Origin of the sequence: Stieleria mannarensis, assembly GCF_014154935.1 — a bacterium.
GTDB lineage: Bacteria > Planctomycetota > Planctomycetia > Pirellulales > Pirellulaceae > Stieleria > Stieleria mannarensis.
Map to the genome: position 1 here is coordinate 63,505 of NZ_JACEHH010000009.1, position 18,307 is coordinate 81,811.

Genomic DNA, 18,307 nt, shown 5'->3' on the forward strand with positions numbered 1-18,307 from the left:
CTCAGCTACTCATCTGAAGGGTGGGGAAGGCGATACAGAATTCTGCGCCGCTGTCGTCCGATGCGATTCGTAAATGCCCATCGTGGGCGTCGAGAATGGTTTGGCTGATGGCCAGTCCCATCCCCAACCCCTGCGCTTTGGTCGTGTAAAAAGGTTCTTTCAAATGATCGACGACGTCGAGTGCGACTCCCGGGCCGGAGTCTTTGATTGACACGGCGACTTCGCCCTCTCGGGTGGACGTGCAGATCCGAAGTTCACGGTGGTCTTGCTGATGTTCGCTCATCGCCTCCAGCGCGTTGCGGATCAGGTTGACCAGCACCTGCTGAATCTGAATCCGGTCTCCTGCCACCGCGGGAAGGTCGGGATCGAGTTGCAGCGTCACGTCGGCCCCCAGACGCCGGGATTCGAACGACAACAGTTCGACGGTATCGTGGATCAACTCATTCAGGTCGATCGGGCACGATTTGGATTCGGTGTTGGCGACAAATCCTCGCAAGCGTTTGATGATTTCTCCGGCACGTACGGCTTGATCGGCGATTCTTCCCATCACGGACTGGACTTTGTCCTCCCAGCCAGCGTTGCGATTGCGGGTCAGCAGTCCGCAGGCGGTCGCGTAGTTGGCGATCGCGTACAGCGGTTGATTGATTTCGTGGGCGATCCCGGCAACCATCTCGCCCATCGTGGAAAGCCGCGAAACGTGTGCCAATTGGGCTTCGTTGCTACGCAGCCGCTCCTCGGCACGGCGCCGCTCGCTGACATCTTTGACGACCGTGCTGACACCCCGGACCTGGCCGGCATCATCCTTGAGCGGGTGATAGCTGACCAGAAAGAACGACGACCGGGCTTGTCCGTCGGCCGGCGGACGTTCGACCTCGAAGTTGCGTTTGGCCCGTCCGGTGCGGATCACTTCGCGATAGATCGGTTCGATGCTGTCGGCGATGTCCGGCAAAACGTCACGCAACAGACGTCCCAGATGGTCTTCGGCGGGACGTCCGTTGATGGCCGCCAGTTCATCATTGATGCGGCGATATCGCAGATCCGTATCCATCATGCACAACCCGATCGGCGTGTTTCGATACAGATGCTCCAGTTCGGCGAGCTTTTCCCGCAGCTGCGTTTCGCTGTCGCTGAGCTTGGATTCAAAATGTTTTTGCGCGGTGATGTCGTTGCAACAGCCGATGATGGCGATCGGCTGTCCATCGTCGCTGCACATCAGCGACAGACGCAGAGAAACGAGAACTTCGCTGCCATCGTCACGTCGCAAACCGAGTTGCAGGTCGTCGCCGGAGTGTTCGCTTTTCGGCTGCACGGCGTGCTGTTTCCAATCGACCTTGGTTTCGGGAAAGAACAGGAATTCAATGCTGCGGCCGATGGCCTGTTCGGCCGAGTACCCGAACAGTCGTGTCGCGGCTTCATTCCAAGTTTCCACCTTGCCGTTCAAATCGGTCGAGATCACCGCGTCGTGGACGTGAGCAAGGATCATCGCCTGGACGCCAAGGAGTTGCTCGGCGATCCCACGCTCACTGACCATGTGATCGAGCGAATGTGCAAGCGCCGCCACTTCGTCGTCGCCCGTCATGCCGGACCGAACGTCCAGGTTGCCTGCCCCGACGATCCGCGTGATCTCTTCCAATCGCTCCAGTCGTTTGGCGATCCGAAAATGCAAGAACAGCCCCAGGGCGATCGCAATCAGGCAGCTGACCGCCAGCGTGCCGAATGCTTGACGCGACACCGCATCGGTCGCCCGCAGGATCGTCGGATGGATGTCACGAAGCACCACGAACAGCCCGACGGGCCCCGAGCGGATTCGATCCGAATCGGTTGGAACCGGATCGGGCGAAAGGTCGACGGGATGAACCGCGACGATCGTCTGCCCGTCGTCAAGCCGTACGGTGCGGCCGGTCCGTGTCGATCGCACGCCGGCCAGGGACTCCCGATCCAAGATCGAAACAGCTTGATAGTGATGCGGGATCGATTCAGAAAAACGATGTCCCAGATCGCCGGGACGCATCGAAACGGTCACGTCGCCATCGGCATCAACCAGCACCGCCATTTTGATTTCGGGGTCCGTCCCCAACGACATCAACGAATCTTGCATCATTGCCAGATCGCCACGACGGGCCGCCCGCTCCAACGATCCCACCAGATGCTTCGTCGTTCGCTCGAGAACGATCACCGCCTCGTGGCTGGTGCTGTTGACGATCTGCGAGCGAAGGGAAAACAGTGACCAGGCGGTGTGGGCCAGCACCATGACGATCAGGCACAACGGCAACAAAATCCGCAAGGGCAGATGAATCTTTGCGCCCCAACGCGATGAGGGAGCAGGTCGATTGGACGATGCTTCGTTCATCGTACCGAACACTCCATCACACTTTGGGAAACGGGGGGCCAGCGGTGCTGCCGTCCCCTCACAACCGCCGCCGCCGGATCATTGCTTGAACGCATCGTTGATCTCATTTGTACCCTCACGAATCGAATCGGTCAGGCGTTGCCCCTTCCCGTTGCCGGCGCGACCACTACTGCGGAAATGCCGCCGGCGCCGTGTCCTGGTAGCCCTCTCCGTCAAGCGACTTCATGAACTCGACCAATTGATGGACTTGCGCGTCGGTGAAATCCAGTTGCTCGGCGAAACGGCGGTCGATTTTGCGATCCAGGTAGGGATTGGGGGTGCCGCCCTTGCTATAAAATCGCACGACTTCTTCGAGCGTTTTCATCGAGCCGTCATGCATGTAGGGGGCGCGTTTGCTGACGTCGCGGATCGACGGGGTCTTGAACGCGCCCTTATCTTTCTCGTCCTTGGTCACGGCATAGCGACCTTCATCGGCAAAGGTCTCGGTTTCCGCGTCCCAGCCCACGCCCAGATTGTGAAAGTCGCTGTCGGTCAGATTCGGCCCCTTGTGGCAGTTGTTGCAAAAACCGTTGCCGAAAAACAGGGTGCGTCCTTTTTGGGCGTCTTCGGACAGCGCCGATTTGTCACCGGCCATGTAGCGATCCCAAGCGGAATTGCCGCTCATCCGCGTCCGCTCGTAATCTGCAATCGCCTTGGTGATCCGCTCGATCGTTACCTCCGGTGATCCGAAGGATTCTTCAAAGTACTTTGCATAGCCCTTGATTTCAGAGATCTTTGCGACGACCCCGTCGTGGTCCTTTTGCCCCATTTCGATCGGGTTGATCATCGGACCGCCGGCTTGTTCGTCCAGCGACGCGGCCCGACCGTCCCAGAAGAAGTGGGGAAGCGTCGCCCAGGCTTGATTGGTAAATGACGGTGCCTTGCGGCCCCCTTTCTGTCCTTGGATGCCCTGCGAAACCGGGGTCGGTTCGGAGAACGCATTTTCCGGCCGATGGCAGGTCGCACAGGAAACCGTGTTGTCGGCCGAAAGTCGCTTGTCAAAAAACAGCCACCGCCCCAGACGAACCGTTTCGGGTGTCGGTGGGTCCTCCAAGTCCAACAGGGTGGCCGGAGGATTCTTTTCGCCGCCAATCCCCAGCGGCGGATCGGGAATCGGCAACACCGGGTTGGCGGCTTCCAAGTCGACCGAATCGGCGGCCGACGTCGGATGGCATGCTGATAGCCCTCCGATCAACAAGGCGGTGGCAAACCCGACGCGTTTCAATCCCAGCGGTTTCATCGCAATGCTCCTTGCGCAAGTGGTCAATGCCCGACAGTATATACGAAACTACTTTTCCGCTTCGCCGGTCATGGGCACAAACATGACCGGTGCCACGTTCCGCCGAGTCACCGATCCGTTGTCTTGCTTTTCGATCAGGATCAGCGATTGGAATCGATCGCCGATCGGGATCACGAGCTTGCCGCCCGGGGCGAGTTGCTCGATCAACGCCGGTGGAACGTGATCCGGTGCCGCCGCGACAACGATCGCGTCAAACGGAGCTTCGCTCGGCCATCCGGCGTAGCCGTCGCCGTGGCGGACATGGATGTTTTGATAGCCGAGCGACTTCAAACGCGCCTCGGCGTCGCGAGCCAAGGGGGCGACGATCTCAATGCTGTAGACGTTCTTGACCAGTTCTGCCAAGACGGCGGCTTGGTACCCCGAACCGGTGCCGACATCCAGCACCCGGTCCTGCGGTTGCGGATCAACCAACTGTGTCATCAGGGCGACGATGTAGGGCTGGGAAATGGTTTGCCCGTTGCCGATCGGCAGCGGAGAGTCCGCGTAGGCATCGTCTCGGATCCTGGGCGGGACAAACCGATGTCGCGGCACCCGCCGGAGCGCATCGAGAACGCGCTGGTTGCGGATGTCGCGACCAGCCAGTTGCGAATCGACCATCTTGGCACGCCGCGTCGCATACACCCGTTCCTGACCGGCCGAGTCATCGTCGCTTTGGGCGGGGCGGTTAACGCTGGTCGGGTCGCTCGGCAAAGTATTCTCCGGTGGGCCGCCGCAGGAGGCCGTGATGGTCAACAAGACGATCGGGGCGAACCAGCGATGTATTCGTCTGAGAGCATACCTCGTCATCGGACTCTTCAGCTCGCGTTTGGACTGCTGATTCATCCCCCTGAGTCTAACAGGATTCGAGGCGAGCAGAATTCGAGTCGACCAAGCTAACCAGAAATCGACGCCCCGGCGCTGCCGGCGATCTCACCGGTGGTGATGTCGCGCAGGGCGGGGAACTTGGACCGCCACCGCCGCGCCGCTTCGATGTCGATTTCGGCCGTGATGACCTGCTCTTCCTCCGATGCCTCGAAGATCGGAGTGCCCATGTGATCCAGTGCCGTACTGCGGCCGTCGAATTGCAGGCCGGGTTCTTCGCCGCTGCGATTGACGCCGACGACCGGCGCCAGGTTTTCGATCGCTCGGGCTTGCAACAGACGCACCCAGTGCTCGCTGCGTTTGGCCGGCCAGCAGGCGATCACGGTGATCAATTCCGCCCCACGCATGATCGCCGGCCGAATGGTTTCGGGGAAACGAAGGTCATAGCACAGGAAGGGCGTGATCTTGACGCCCTGCCATTCAAACACGACTTGGGTCGTACCGGCGGTGTAGTGTTTTTCTTCACCGGACAGCGAAAAGGGATGCATCTTTTGGTAGCGTGCCAGCTCGGTCCCGTCGGGGGCGAACACCACACATTCATTCCGCGAACGCCCGTCCCGGATCGGGCCGGCGACGCCGCCCATGAACGCCGAATCGTACTGGCGTGCCAAGTCACGCAGCAACGCTTCCCCTTCGCGGGCTTCGCTTTGGGCCGTCGCGTTGATGTTCATGCTGAAGCCGGTTTCAAACATCTCCGGCACCATCACCAACGACCCGGGCCGGATCGCTGCGGTAGAGAGCAATTCTCGCAGATGCCGATGATTGGCCGGTTTGTCTTCCCACGCCATGTTCAATTGAACTGCAACGATTCGCATCGCTTTGGACCGATTCATGAAAGAAGGGTTGCAAGACCGTCACGGAGGCGACCGACGCCTTCGCGGACCGATTGCGGATCCAATGCCCCGTAGGAAAGACGCAGTGAGCAGCCCTTGGAGACGCCGAATGCGCTGCCCGGTAATACGGCGACGGAGAACTGACGGATCAGTGTTTCCACCAACGTCATGTCACTCCGGTCGGTTTGCAATTGGAACAATACATAAAAGGCGCCTTTCGGGACGGCGTACCGGCACCGATCACCCAACTGAGCCAGCGATCCCAGCGTGGCGTCGCGGACCGCGGTCAGGCCGGCGATCTGCTCGCGACACCAGTCCGATCCGACCTCAAGCGCCGCGGCGGCGGCCACCTGGCAAACGATCGGCGGGCAAATCAAATTCGTGTCTTGGATCTTGCGAATGCCTTCGACCAGATGATTCGGCACGACCGAGTATCCGATCCGCCAGCCCGACATCCCGTAGGACTTGGACAGTGAATACAAAGAAATCGTGTGTTCGCTCGCCCCGACAGCGCAACCGGGCGAATAGTGTCGGACGCCGTCGTGCAGGAAGTACTCATAGGCTTCGTCGGACAGATGGTACAGTCCACGGGCGGCGCACATCAAATTGATCTCCGCCAGATCGCTCTCGCGGTAGACCGCGCCGGTTGGATTGTTGGGCGAGACGGTGACGATGGCTTTGGTCCGCGGGGTGATCGCGTCGTTGATGGCATCCAGGTCGGGTTGATTCTGGTCGTCGGTCGCCACCACCACCGCGCGGCAGCCGGCGATCTCGATCGCCATGTGGTGATTGAAGTAATACGGGCTCAACAAGATGATCTCATCGCCGATGTCCGCGATCGCCAGGATGGCGTTCAGAAAGCCCATGTTCGAGCCCGCCGAGCAGACAACCGATGCCTGCTCGGCCACCGGATCGATCCTGTTTTCGGCAATCAGCTTATTCTGGATCAACTCGATCAGCCGATCGTTCCCGACGACGGGCCCATAGCGATCCAAGCTGCTTGCCCGATTGCCCGCTTGGCCGGTCGCCTCACAGACCGCTTGAAATACCTCCGCCGGCGGCGCGTGATGCACCACTCCCTGGCCGAGCGAAATGGTCCCCGGATGCTCGCTCGTCCACCGCCCCACGATCGGAATCACTGGCGATTGAACGTGTTGGATTCGGTTGGCGATCACTGGAGCGAGTGGTCCTGTTGACGATTCAATCCTCCGTGACACGCCCAGCGATGGGGGCGTCCGAGGGCCGAGCGGATCGACATTCTTGTGGACCGGGGGCAGGGTGTCAAACCGCATCATCGGACACAGGTGATGGTTCCTCGATGGCATCGTTTAAGATCGAGGCGATCGGATTGCTTTATCCGGCGAGGAGGTGTCCGTCGACGAGCTCTTTGCGCTGGTCCATTGCCGCGGCTAAGGCGTCACTGTGGGTGACGCAAATCAGAATCGCGTCGTTTTCCTTCTGCAGTGCCTGCAGCACCGCCGTGACGGACTCGGCGGTCCGGCGGTCGAGATTCCCGGTCGGCTCGTCGGCCAACACCAGCCCCGGACGCATCAACAACGCCCGCGCGATCGCCACCCGCTCACGCTCGCCACCAGATAACTCGCCAGGCAAATGCGTCGTCCGCCCGCTCAGCCCCACCGCATCGAGCAACTCGTTCGCTCGCTCGACGTGCTCCGCTGACGCTCGCCCCACCGCCAACGAGGGGACCAACACGTTCTCGATCACGGACAACTGAGGCAACAGGTGATGGTCTTGAAAAATGAACCCCACCCGCCGATTTCGCCAATGTGCCAATCGCGTGTCATCCAGCGCAAACGGATCCTCCCCGTCCAGCCTGACACTGCCGCCGTCCGGGCGATCCAGTGTCCCCAGGATCTGAAGGAGCGTGCTCTTGCCGCTGCCGCTGGGACCCACGATCGCCAACGATTGACCACCAGCCAACTCCAGCGTCACCCCACGCAAAACCTGCAGCGGTTCCCCCGCAGTCGCGAACGATTTGGAGATGTCTTGGACAGAAAGTCTCGTCATGGTACTCAGGTCAACTGTCTTGAATAAATTGCAATCGTCATCGCAGTCTAACCGCTGCGGCCGTCTCGGTTCGCAACCTGCCAAATCCACCATCCGGACGCCGCAAACGTTGGCGCGGCCCTCAGACCGTCAGCGCTAACGTCGCCAAACCATAAAACGTGTATTCGACGTCGGCAACGTGATCGAGTGCAAACCCGGTAAACCCACCGCCATCGGCTTGCATCGATTCGGCGTAACGACGCACCGCCGCAATGTCGACGGCATCACCGGCGTCCAAATCCACCAGCGTGATCATCCCGGTGCAACTGCTGAGCAAATCCGCAAACGGAATCCGCGTGTTGGCCGTCAAACCGCCTTCATCTGACTGCATCTCGGACAAAAAGTCGATCGTCGTCCCGCGGTCCACCCGGTCCATCGCCCCGAGCGTCTTCAGTGTCCCGATCGCCGCCGCCGTCGGATTGACTCCCGCCCGCTTGGCCGCTCGGATCTCCAAGTAACCGCCTTCAGGATGCGCCTGCGAGCGCAAAAACTCGAGCACCCGCTCAACCCGCTGCGGTTGCCGCCCCATCAATTCCAAACACAGCACCGACAAGAACGTCTGGTATGTGCTCCCGGCACGCCCCTCGGGACTCTTGGCAAAACCGCCGTCATCGGTCCGCAGCGATTCGAGCAGCTCGGCCACGTTGTCCACCCAGCCGCCATCCTCCTCTTCGATCACCTCCGCACCGACCGCCATCTCACAAATCGCCGCGCCGAAAATCAACGAGATCAGATCCACAATACCTTCGCGCCGATCCAACCGGCCACGCAAGAAACCAGCCGCCGCCTGACCGATCTCCGGCGTCAATGCATCAAGAATCCACAACCCGCGCAAGGCAAACGCGGTGTAATAAGGATCGCTGCCGCCTTCGCGCCCGGCAAACCCTCCGTCGCCACGCTGCTGGCCGGCCAACCAAGCACCATGCGTCTGCCGAACCGAATCGTCCAGACGCATCGCTCCGGCGGCCAACCGCAACGTCAGATCTTGCAGATAAGTCAGCACTCAGCTGGTACCCGCCGCATTGAAATAGTCGGGCTCGTTGCCGGACTTCCACTTGATGTTGCACCCCAGCGACGGACGCTGCTCGCTGCTCGGGGCCTGGCCGGCAAGCACCGCGTCCAACGCCGCTCGCAAGTCCTCCCCCGTGACCGGAATCTCACTGCCCGGTCGCGACGAATCCAGTTGCCCCCGATAAACCAGTTTCTGGTCGGCGTCGAACAGGAAAAAATCTGGCGTGCAGGCTGCCGCGTAGGCTCGGGCAATCGACTGATCGGCGTCGTGCAGGTAGTCAAACCCATACCCGCGCTGGACCTTCTCTCGCGACATCGCCTCCGGAGAATCATCGGGATACTCGTCCGCGTCATTGCTGCTGATCGCGACCACCGCGACCCCCTTGGCCATGTAGTCGTCGGAGAGAGCTTTCAGCTGATCGGCGACATGCTTGACGTACGGGCAGTGATTGCACATGAACATCACCAGCAACGCCTTCTTGCCCGCCAAATCCGAAAGACTGACGGTCCCGCCGTCACATTCGGGGAGCGAAAAATCGGGTGCCTTCGTGCCCAGCGGCAACATCGTGCTTGCGGTTCGGACCATGGAATCTCTTGCGTTGGTGAAATAGGAAACAGGTTCAACAGGAAACGGCGCTACGATTTCAGATCATCCAGCAGGCGGCCAGGGCTGCCCATCGCGTTGTAGCCACCATCGACATGCAAAATCTCGCCGGTGATCCCCTGGCTCAGGTCGCTCAACAGGAACGCCCCCGTCCGCCCGACCTCCTCGTGGGTGATGTTTCGCCCCAGCGGCGCCATTTTATCGTACAGCTTCAGCATGTCTTCGACGCCCGCCGCACGCCCGGCCAAGGTCCGCACCGGACCGGCCGAAAGCGCGTTGACACGGATGTCCGACGGCCCGAGGTCATACGCCGCGTAGCGGACCGCAGCCTCCAAGGCCGCTTTGCAAATCCCCATCACGTTGTACCCCGGCACGCACTTCTCACCGCCGAAATACGTCATCGCCGCGATCGCTCCCCCCGGGTTCATGATCGGTTTGGCCGCGTTGGCACAGGCCAGCAACGTGTACACGCTGACATCCATCGCCAAGGCGAATCCGGCTCGGCTGGTCTCAATCGTGTCGCGGCCCAAGTCGTCGCGGTCGGCAAAAGCGATCGAATGGAGGACAAAGTCGATTTTTCCAAATTTTTCTGTCGTCTGTTCGAATACGCTGCGGATGTCGTCATCTTTCTGCGCGTCCATGGGTAGCAGAAAAGCTGCGTTTTCATACTTGTCGGTCAACTGGGACACACGGCGTCGATTTCGCTTTCGATCGTCGTCCGGCCGATCCGGCAGGTGGGTGAAACCGCACACACCGCCGGCGTTCATGATTTCCTGAGCAATCGCCCAAGCAATCGAGTTTTCGTTGGCGACCCCTAATATCAGCCCCTTCTTACCCTGAAATTGCATCTCGATTTGTATTCCTAATGAAAAGGGAAAAGTCACGCGTCACGGTCGCACGCATTTGTTGCGGGGCGAACAGGATAGCGTGAAGTAGGCGACTTCGTCTATTTGCCAACGGCGATCCGGCGGCACTTGTCCTGATGAAACGCTTTTTTGGTCTGCCCGTCGACCGTCCGCCCCAATGGCGAAACATGGACACCATGACACAACACTCCTCTTCCTTTCCTACTCACGGACCGTCCGAGCTGCGCGACGAAATCGCTTTCGCTGGCGAAATCGCTCGGGCATTGAGGGCTCCGATCAGCCGCCCCGCACTGGTCAAACAACTGCTGCCGAGTTTCACCGCCCTGCTGGGCCTGGAGACGGCCACCCTGGTGACCCAACAAAAGGGCCGTTGGCACGTCGACGGCTGGTCCGATGCAACCGGCGACACCTCCCATCGCCCCCCTCCCTCCGCCCTGCCGCTGGACCTGATCAGCGACGCGATCGATCACGGCGACAGTCGCAACGCCGGACGCTGGTGGGCGGTCCCCTGCCAGGTCGACATCGATGAAAACGGCACGATCGTCTCCTGCCCCATGGTCGGTTGCCTGGTGCTGGAGTCGGAAGCCCAGTCCCAGGACCGCGATCGTCTGCAGCGGATTTCGCAACTGTTGGTCACGGCGATCACACGCACCGAGCTTGAGGGGCGTCATCGCCATCGCATCGCCCAACTGACCAGCGTGCTGGAGGCCGCCGCCAAGTGGCAACAAGCGCAGCTGCAAGAATCGAGCAATGAGAACACGCTGCTGCGACAGATCGCCGACACGGCCACCGACCTGATCGGGTGCGAACGCGCCAGCATTTTCCTGTGGGACAAGCGGCGCAAAAAACTGATCGGCCGGCCGGCCCTGGGCATCGACGACCGTCCCTTGATCGTCCCGGACAATGCGGGGATCGTCGGCGAGGTGCTGGCCACCAAAGAGCCTCAGATCTGGAACGCCAACAGCGACGACGAAGCACGTGTCAATCGCGCCGTCGATCGGTCACTGGAATTCCGCACCCGGTCTCTTGTCGCCGTCCCGCTGATCGGCCCACGCGGTGAAACGATCGGCGTGTTCGAAGCGATCAATCATCTGGAAAACCACTTCGACAATTCCGACGTGCTGCTGCTGTCCGACCTGGCGACCCACGCCGCGGTCGCGATCCAAGCCCGGCGGGCGCAACAATCGTTGACCGAGTCGCGCGACCGACTGGTCCGCGACGCCGCGCGGAGCACTCCGCTGGTCGGTGAACATCCCGCCGTGGTCGCGGTGCGGGAAAGCGGCAGCAAGGTCGCCAAGACCGATTTGACGGTCATGATCCTGGGCAGCAACGGCACCGGGAAAGAAGTCGTCGCCCGCCACATCCATTACGAAAGCGACCGCAAGAACGGCCCCTTCATCGCCGTCAATTGCGCCGCATTGGTCGAATCGTTGCTGGAAAGCGAATTGTTCGGTCACGAACGCGGCTCCTTTACCGACGCCAATGCCACGCGGGTCGGAAAGTTTGAACTCGCCAGCGGCGGCACGTTGTTCCTGGACGAAGTCGGCGACATGAGCCCAGGAGGCCAAGCCAAACTGTTACGCGTTTTAGAACAGCGCGAGGTCGTGCGGGTCGGTGGCAGTGTACCGATCCCCGTCGACGTTCGCGTGATCGCGGCGACCAATCAACCGCTGGAACAATTGATCGCCCAAAAACGGTTTCGCGAAGACCTGTTTTTTCGACTCAACGTCGTCTCATTGACCCTGCCCGATCTGGCGGGCCGTGGCCGCGACGTGCTGCTGTTGGCCAACCACTTCTTGAATCATTTCTGTTACCAGATCGGTCGCAAAGTCCCCGCCCTGTCCGATTCCGCGCAAACCGCGTTGTTGTCCCATCACTGGCCCGGCAACGTGCGCGAGCTTCGCAACACCATCGAACGCGTTTGTTATCTGTCCACCGGCGACATGATCCATGCCCCCGACTTGGAGCTGCGGCAGCCGCCGACGTCGCCCGCAAACGATCGCGACTCCGCCCAACGCACCCTCCGCATCGATCTGCCGACATCGCTGGCCGAGTCGACGCGGCTGTTCCAAATCGACCACATCCGGCATGCGATCCACCAATGCGGCGGCAACATGACCGAAGCGGCCTCGAAGCTGGATCTGCATCGATCGAATCTGTATCGAAAGATGAAGCAGCTGGGGATGCGGACCGGCGAAGAAGAGGAATCGGCGTAGTGGAGTGCCGCAGGTTGACCGTCCCGGTGCTCTTAACGGGTAGCTACGCTCGCCAGAGCGTGGAAAACGCACGGTCACGCACTGCGTCCACCTTCTGGCGAAGGTAGCTACGATTGAATGCATGAAAGCAGATTACCTATGCCGCTCACCTACAACGTCGCGACCAACCGTCGGAGCCGTGGCAGGAAATGCCGCAATGCGCGGGAGCGGTGGCTGAGGGCTCGTTTGACGGTCAAGTCCAGCTCCGCGAACGTTTTGTGATACTCGCGGATTTCGAACAACGGGTCATAGCCGAAGCCGCCGTCGCCGGACGGCTCGGTACGAATCACCCCGCCGCAAACGCCGCCGGCAGTGATTCGCACATTGCCGTGGGGGTCCGATAGGCAGGCTTCGCAGTGGTAGCGTGCGGTGCGTTTTTCCGGCGGGACATCGGCCAGTTCGGCAAGCAGTTTTGCGTTGTTGGCTTCGTCGTCGCCGTGTCGTCCGGCATACCGAGCCGAATAAACACCGGGGGCACCACCGAGCGCATCGACCGAAAGCCCGCTGTCCTCAGCGAGCACCCAGCGGCCGAGATGTTTGGCTTGCTCGGTTGCCTTGAGCGCCGCGTTTTCACGAAACGTTTCCCCGGTTTCTTCGACGTCGATCGACTCGGGAATCTCGGCCAGCGAGTGCAATGTGTAATGTTCCGCCGGAAGCATCAGTCGCAATTCGACCAGCTTTTTTGCGTTGTTGGTACCGAGGACGAGATCGAACATCAGCAAGGCTATGACTTTTCGACGGTTTTGGCGAGCGCGTAGATTTCATCCGCGTTAAGCACTTGATCATTCGATTCAAACAAGGATTGAATCGCCGCACGATGAGTTTTCATCTTCAATCCGCCGACACCGATCGCACCATAACCCACGGCGTCCGAACCCTCACCGATCGGTTTGGCTTTGTCCATCACGGCGATTCCATCCAAGCCGGCCGGCGGGACGGCATTCAAGTCGATTGCCACCGCCAGATTCTTGGCTGCAACCAAATCCGACTTCTCGGCCAGTTGGATTCCCGCAGCGCCGCAGGCGATCACGATGTTGGCTTCGGACAACACGCTGCGAACCTTTGCGGGCGAATCCAATTCGGCGGCCGACAATCGGTCGGCGATTCCATCGTCGGCTTGTCCGGCCACCTGATCGCACGCCTCTTGGGCTCGGTTGAACGATCGACTGGTCAGCGTGACCGACGCACCGTCACCGGCCAACAACCGTGCAACCCGCTGGCCGACCGGTCCGGTCCCGCCGAGCACCACCGCGCGAGCCCCGGCCAGGTCGACGTGCCGGGCGGCAGCCACCACCGCCGCCGCGGCGGTCGTGTTGCAGCCGTTGGCGTCCATCATCACCGAGACGCGAACGGGACCGAAAAATGCATCCGTGACGCACTCGAGCAATTTTTCCGCGGCGGCGACATCGCTGCCGCCCAAAAAGATCGCGGTGTGCTTCAGGTCGTCACCGCCGCGGGTGAACATTGCTCCATGAACCAGAGGCTCGATCGAGGTCGTCTGAACACCGGCATAGGGGACCAGATGGTCGACTCCCGAATCGACCGCGACGACCGCGTCAAACGAACTGGCGTGCGAGTCGCAATCGAACTGAAACAGTATGCGTTTGGGCATGGGAACGCCGGAGTTGATGTTGTCGGTGCGGGTAGAAATCGGTGTCGAAGCACCGAAGGCGAACCGCCATCGGAGCATCGATCCCCTCACCCGTCGCATCATACACGAAGTCACGCTGCCTTCGAAGTTCGTGCGGATTTTGGATATCACCCTCCTGGCAGGAGGGTCGAGCGCAGCGAGGGGAGGTCGAACGGTGAATCATCCGACAAACTTTCGTCCTCGGGTCACATCGAGACGCGAGTCAACCCTCCCCGCGTCGTCGCTCACTCCTCCGCGACCCTCCCAGAGGGAGGGTGAAGGCGTAAACGCCTGATCTACAGGAGGTTCAAAACCGCACGACCTCTGCCAGGGAGGGTGTTGTCAGGCGCTCCTTCTTCGAAACGAAGGCGCGTCGTTCTAGAAGTTGCCCTTGAAGGGGTGCGCCGCGGAATCCTTTTGCGCGATCATTTCTTGCGCGGTCGGTTTGCCACCCATCGCGTTGACCAACGATTGCTTGACGGCTTCGTAGTTGTAGTTGTAAATCTTTTCGTCGTCGTCGGCTTCGGGGTGGATGAACACACCGCAAACGCACACCAAGTCTTCAGCTTGATCGGCGGGGATCACGCCTTCGGCGACCGAATCGGCGACGGCTTTGGCGACGGCCGCTTGGGCCGGGCCGAACATTTGCACGACTTGTTTCATGCCTTTCAGCGTGACCTTGGTGATCATCACCGTCGACGGTTTGACTGCGACGTTGGGCGCCAAAACGGCCAACAAGTTCGTGTGGCCTTCGCTTTGCGTTGACAACGCGTTTGCGAACGCCGTGCCGACCGGACCGTCTTTGCTGCCGATCATCAAGTCGATGTGTGCGACCTCGTTGCCATCGCCCACCAGGGCCTCACCAATGTAAAACTTCATTTCAGTGACCTGTTCAAAAGAAAGTTTGGTTAGAAGACCGGTGGGGAAACACATGTCCGTTGCCCCGCATGACGCCCTTCCATCGGGACGGTGAGCGCCTGGGGTGGGTCTGGAGTCGGGGAAAAGCTAACAAACCATGGCGCCGATGCAAACACCCGGTCGATTTCAAAAATCCGCGACCGCCCCGCCCCCCAAATCAGGAGGCTGTGGACGCGGCCCGATCGTGCTGGTGGGGGCGTCGGCCCGGGCGGCGGCAGAATCGGCACAAATCGCGGGTTTTTCGCCGATCGTGATCGATCAGTTCGGTGATCGTGAAACCGTCGCCGCGGCACACCAGTGGCATTCGCTGGACGAAATCCGCGTTTCAGACACAACCGCGGTGCTCGACCGAATCGTCGGCGACACCCCGATCGCCATCGTCGGCGGATTGCAAGGCGGGTATCAGTGGCTGGTCCGACCGGCGAACGGCGGTCCTGGACGTCGGTTTTGGGGAGCGTCCCCGGAACGGTTTGCCAGCTGTGACGAGGTCGATTTTTTGCGAGGATTGGCTGCCAACGCGACAGCCCGATTCCCGGAATCCCGCCAAGGTGCAGTGACCGAGCCGGGCTGGCTGATCAAACACCGTGCCAGCTCCGGCGGGTTGGGCGTGTCTTACTGCAAGGACGACCAGCCGATTCCCGACAACGCGATTCTGCAGCGACCGGTTCGGGGAGCGATCTGCGGTGCGAGCTTTCTGGGCCTGGGAGATCGAGCGTTGCTGTTGGGGCTCTGCCGCCTGCTGAAAAAACGCATCGCCCCTTTCCCGTTCGTGTTCGCCGGGGCGGTCGGCCCGATCCCGATCAGCGGTGCGGTGTGCCAATCGCTGCGGCGACTCGGAACGGCCTTCTGCCAGACCGCACCGATCACCGGCCCGTTCAACATCGACGTCGCGATCGATCACGACTCGGTGACGTTGCTGGAAGTCAATCCGCGTTGGAGTGCGTCGATGGAATTGGTCGAGCGGGCGTGGAGCGAAACGTCGGGTGAGCCGTGTTCGATGTTCGACCGGCCGGCGGATTGGGAGCGCCGCATCGGGGCGGCCTCACAAGGCCGGGACGCACCGTCGCGCGTGGGCAAGACGGTGTTTGTCAAACGTGTTCTGTTCGCTCGGGACGACCGCACGATTTGGCCAGTCGACTTTGATCGTCGCACGCGACAGGGCTGCTGGGAATGGAAGGATGTCCCCCGCCAGCCGATCCGAGTCCATCGCCACGAACCGCTGGCGACGTTGATCACACGGCTCGACCGCATGTCGCTTCGTTCGGCGTTTCGCGTTATGGTTTGAGCCATGACCTCCTCGACGACCAACCTAACTGATGAACCGCTCGACGTGATTGCCGTGGGCTCCCATCCCGATGACGTCGAAGTCGCCTGCGGGGGAACGCTGGCGAAACTGGCCGCGTCGGGGTATCGCGTGGGGATCGTCGACCTGACCGACGGAGAACCGACGCCGTTTAGCGACGGCCCGGAAGCGCGGATGAAAGAAGCCCAAGCGGCCGCGGAAGTGCTCGGCGTGGCCGTGCGGGTTCAACTGGATCTTCCCAATCGCCGGTTGTTCGATTGTTTCGAACACCGCATCGAACTTGCCAAGGTGTTCCGCCGCTACCGGCCTCGAATCGTGATCGGATTCGGCGACAAGACGCCGATGGCATCGCCCGATCATTTTCAAACGATGCTGATCACCGATGCCGCCGTCTTTTACAGCCGACTCTCCAAGTGGGATGCGTACTTTGACGGATTGCCGGTTCACAAGATCGAGCGTCAGTTGTACTTCCGGCTGGCGATTGAGCCGATGACCTTGGCGGGTAATCCGTATCACTTTTTGATCGACATCGGCGCGACGTTGGACAAGAAGATCGCCTCGATGCAGTGCTACGAAAGCCAGTTCGCGCACAAGCACGCGATGGACGAGCGGATTCGTGCCGCGGCGGTGATGACCGGTTCCATCGCCGGCATCGCGGCGGCGGAAGTTTTTGCAGCGGCGCGGCCGTTCGCGGCCGGAGACCTGGTTAGCGCCGTGGGGCTGTAAGGCTTCACGCGGCATTCCCAATCGCGGAACTCGCCGCCGATTTTGCGATTGCTTCACTTGATGCGTGGCCCCGCGCTCACGCGTCGCGTCTGGGACAGACGTCTGGAGCCGGACCCATCGATCAAGCCGTGTGGATGGCCCGTTTGTCGACGGCCAAGGCGGCTTCGTGCATCGCTTCGGCCAGGGTCGGGTGGGCGTGACAGGTCCGTGCGATGTCTTCGCTGCTGGCACCGAACTCCATCGCCGCGGCGGCTTCGGCGATCATGTCGCCGGCGCGGGCGCCGATGATGTGGACACCCAGCACGCGATCGGTTTTGGCATCGGCCAAAATCTTCACGCGGCCGTCGGGTTCGCCCAGCGTTCGGGCGCGTCCGTTGGCGCCGAACGGGCAGACGCCTTTGTTATAGGCGATCCCAGCTTCCTTCAATTCGTCTTCCATCTTTCCGACGCTGGCGATTTCCGGGTGTGTGTAGACGATCGCCGGGATGACGTCATAGTTGATGTGGGTGTGCATGCCGGCCATCCGCTCGACACACACGACGGCTTCTTCCATCGCTTTGTGGGCCAGCATCGCGCCGCCGATGCAATCGCCGGTGGCGAACACATTCTCGACGGAGGTTTCATAGTTGTCGTCGACGGGGATGAATCCGTGACGGTCGGTTTCCAATCCGATCGCTTCCAACCCGATCGAATCGGTGGCCGGGCGTCGGCCGGTCGCAAGCAACACCCGGTCGCAGGTGATTGGGTCGCCGTCTTTAACCTCGACGACGCACTGATCGCCTTTGACGCGTGCCGATTCGACGAAGGTCTTCAGATGAAATTTGAAGCCTTGCTTTTTGAAGGTGCGCAGCGCGATGTTTGCCAGTTCCGCGTCGATGCCGGGGAAAATCCGGTCAAAGGCTTCCAAGACGGTGACTTCGCTGCCGAGTCGATTCCAGACGCTGCCGAGTTCCATGCCGATGTAGCCGCCGCCGATGACGACCAAACGCTCGGGAACGCTGGGGAAGCTCAGTGCAGTGGTGCTGTTGCCGATCCGATCCCCGTCCTCTTCGACGCCCCGCAACGTCGCCGGCACGCTGCCGGTGCACAACAGGATTCGGTCGGCTTCGATCACGACCGGTTCGTCTCCCTCGACGACGATCGAATTGACATCGCGCAGCTTGCCGCGACCGCAGTACGGCGTGACCTTTTGTTTCTTGAACAGCATGTCGATCCCGCCGGTCAACGTGTCGACGATCTTGGTCTTGCGATTCATCATCGCCTCGAGGTCCAAATCGAGCGATCCGATTTTCAGCCCGTGATCGCCGAATCGCTGCTTGGCCTCCTCGTACAAGTGGCTCGATTCGAGCAACGCTTTGCTGGGAATGCACCCGACCCGCACGCAGGTACCGCCGTATTGGGCGTTTTCGTCGATGCACGCGGTGTCGAATCCCAGTTGTGCGGCGCGAATGGCAGCCACGTATCCGGCGGGGCCACCGCCGAGGACAACTAATTCGTGTCGGACCGTCTTCATGAGTTTGCGTTGGAAAGGGGGGGTGAGCGAA

General features: G+C 60.9%; 16 protein-coding genes. 3 read left to right on the forward strand and 13 right to left on the reverse strand.

Translation table 11 applies throughout. The features are described from left to right. Position 1: 1 nt before the first annotated feature. The 9 genes from H1B37_RS08225 to H1B37_RS08265 form a co-directional block, all read right to left on the reverse strand. Positions 2 to 2,350, reverse strand: a complete 2,349-nt coding sequence (locus H1B37_RS08225) for a PAS domain-containing protein (RefSeq protein WP_182866163.1) — start codon at positions 2,348 to 2,350, stop codon at positions 2 to 4. Between the two features lie 166 nt (positions 2,351 to 2,516). Further along, positions 2,517 to 3,629: a cytochrome-c peroxidase gene (locus H1B37_RS08230; RefSeq protein ID WP_182866164.1), complete on the reverse strand. Its 1,113-nt coding sequence runs from the start codon at positions 3,627 to 3,629 to the stop codon at positions 2,517 to 2,519. A 48-nt stretch (positions 3,630 to 3,677) separates the two neighbouring features. Then, positions 3,678 to 4,421 (reverse strand): protein-L-isoaspartate(D-aspartate) O-methyltransferase, encoded by a 744-nt coding sequence (locus H1B37_RS08235; protein WP_286177527.1) that lies wholly within the window; start codon positions 4,419 to 4,421, stop codon positions 3,678 to 3,680. Between the two features lie 140 nt (positions 4,422 to 4,561). Next, positions 4,562 to 5,383 carry a nitrilase-related carbon-nitrogen hydrolase gene (locus H1B37_RS08240; RefSeq protein ID WP_220498102.1) on the reverse strand — a complete coding sequence of 274 codons (822 nt, stop codon included), beginning with the start codon at positions 5,381 to 5,383 and terminating at the stop codon, positions 4,562 to 4,564. Continuing rightward, positions 5,380 to 6,708: a pyridoxal phosphate-dependent aminotransferase gene (locus H1B37_RS08245; protein WP_220498103.1), complete on the reverse strand. Its 1,329-nt coding sequence runs from the start codon at positions 6,706 to 6,708 to the stop codon at positions 5,380 to 5,382. The genes H1B37_RS08240 and H1B37_RS08245 overlap by 4 nt, the downstream gene beginning before the upstream one ends. Positions 6,709 to 6,736: 28 nt before the next feature. Next, positions 6,737 to 7,411 carry an ABC transporter ATP-binding protein gene (locus H1B37_RS08250; RefSeq protein WP_182866165.1) on the reverse strand — a complete coding sequence of 225 codons (675 nt, stop codon included), beginning with the start codon at positions 7,409 to 7,411 and terminating at the stop codon, positions 6,737 to 6,739. A 121-nt stretch (positions 7,412 to 7,532) separates the two neighbouring features. Then, on the reverse strand, positions 7,533 to 8,453 hold the full coding sequence (locus tag H1B37_RS08255; protein ID WP_182866166.1) for a prenyltransferase/squalene oxidase repeat-containing protein: 921 nt from the start codon (positions 8,451 to 8,453) through the stop codon (positions 7,533 to 7,535). Next, positions 8,454 to 9,047: a thioredoxin family protein gene (locus tag H1B37_RS08260; protein ID WP_182866167.1), complete on the reverse strand. Its 594-nt coding sequence runs from the start codon at positions 9,045 to 9,047 to the stop codon at positions 8,454 to 8,456. Positions 9,048 to 9,097: 50 nt separating this feature from the next. Then, positions 9,098 to 9,913, reverse strand: coding sequence for an enoyl-ACP reductase FabI (locus H1B37_RS08265; protein WP_182866168.1), 816 nt, complete (start codon positions 9,911 to 9,913; stop codon positions 9,098 to 9,100). 134 nt (positions 9,914 to 10,047) lie between these two features. Between H1B37_RS08265 and H1B37_RS08270 the strand changes: the two genes are divergently transcribed. Next, complete coding sequence (locus H1B37_RS08270; RefSeq protein ID WP_286177528.1) at positions 10,048 to 12,147, forward strand: sigma-54-dependent Fis family transcriptional regulator; 2,100 nt, start codon at positions 10,048 to 10,050, stop codon at positions 12,145 to 12,147. A 149-nt stretch (positions 12,148 to 12,296) separates the two neighbouring features. Here the strand turns inward: H1B37_RS08270 and rdgB are convergent, their stop codons facing one another. The 3 genes from rdgB to fae form a co-directional block, all read right to left on the reverse strand. Beyond that, complete coding sequence (gene rdgB / locus H1B37_RS08275) at positions 12,297 to 12,902, reverse strand: RdgB/HAM1 family non-canonical purine NTP pyrophosphatase (RefSeq protein ID WP_182866169.1); 606 nt, start codon at positions 12,900 to 12,902, stop codon at positions 12,297 to 12,299. Between the two features lie 8 nt (positions 12,903 to 12,910). Beyond that, positions 12,911 to 13,798 carry an NADP-dependent methylenetetrahydromethanopterin/methylenetetrahydrofolate dehydrogenase gene (locus H1B37_RS08280; protein ID WP_182866170.1) on the reverse strand — a complete coding sequence of 296 codons (888 nt, stop codon included), beginning with the start codon at positions 13,796 to 13,798 and terminating at the stop codon, positions 12,911 to 12,913. A gap of 396 nt (positions 13,799 to 14,194) precedes the next feature. Further along, positions 14,195 to 14,695, reverse strand: coding sequence for a formaldehyde-activating enzyme (fae, locus tag H1B37_RS08285; RefSeq protein ID WP_147870241.1), 501 nt, complete (start codon positions 14,693 to 14,695; stop codon positions 14,195 to 14,197). A gap of 145 nt (positions 14,696 to 14,840) precedes the next feature. Here fae and H1B37_RS08290 point away from each other — a divergent pair, with 145 nt between their 5' ends. After that, positions 14,841 to 16,019 carry an ATP-grasp domain-containing protein gene (locus H1B37_RS08290; RefSeq protein WP_182866171.1) on the forward strand — a complete coding sequence of 393 codons (1,179 nt, stop codon included), beginning with the start codon at positions 14,841 to 14,843 and terminating at the stop codon, positions 16,017 to 16,019. 3 nt (positions 16,020 to 16,022) lie between these two features. Further along, positions 16,023 to 16,763, forward strand: coding sequence for a PIG-L family deacetylase (locus H1B37_RS08295; RefSeq protein ID WP_182866172.1), 741 nt, complete (start codon positions 16,023 to 16,025; stop codon positions 16,761 to 16,763). A gap of 121 nt (positions 16,764 to 16,884) precedes the next feature. On the opposite strand, the gene lpdA is transcribed toward H1B37_RS08295, so the two are convergent. Next, the gene (lpdA, locus tag H1B37_RS08300) at positions 16,885 to 18,276 is read right to left on the reverse strand and encodes a dihydrolipoyl dehydrogenase (RefSeq protein ID WP_182866173.1); all 1,392 of its coding nucleotides are present in this window, start codon (positions 18,274 to 18,276) and stop codon (positions 16,885 to 16,887) included. Positions 18,277 to 18,307: the final 31 nt, after the last annotated feature.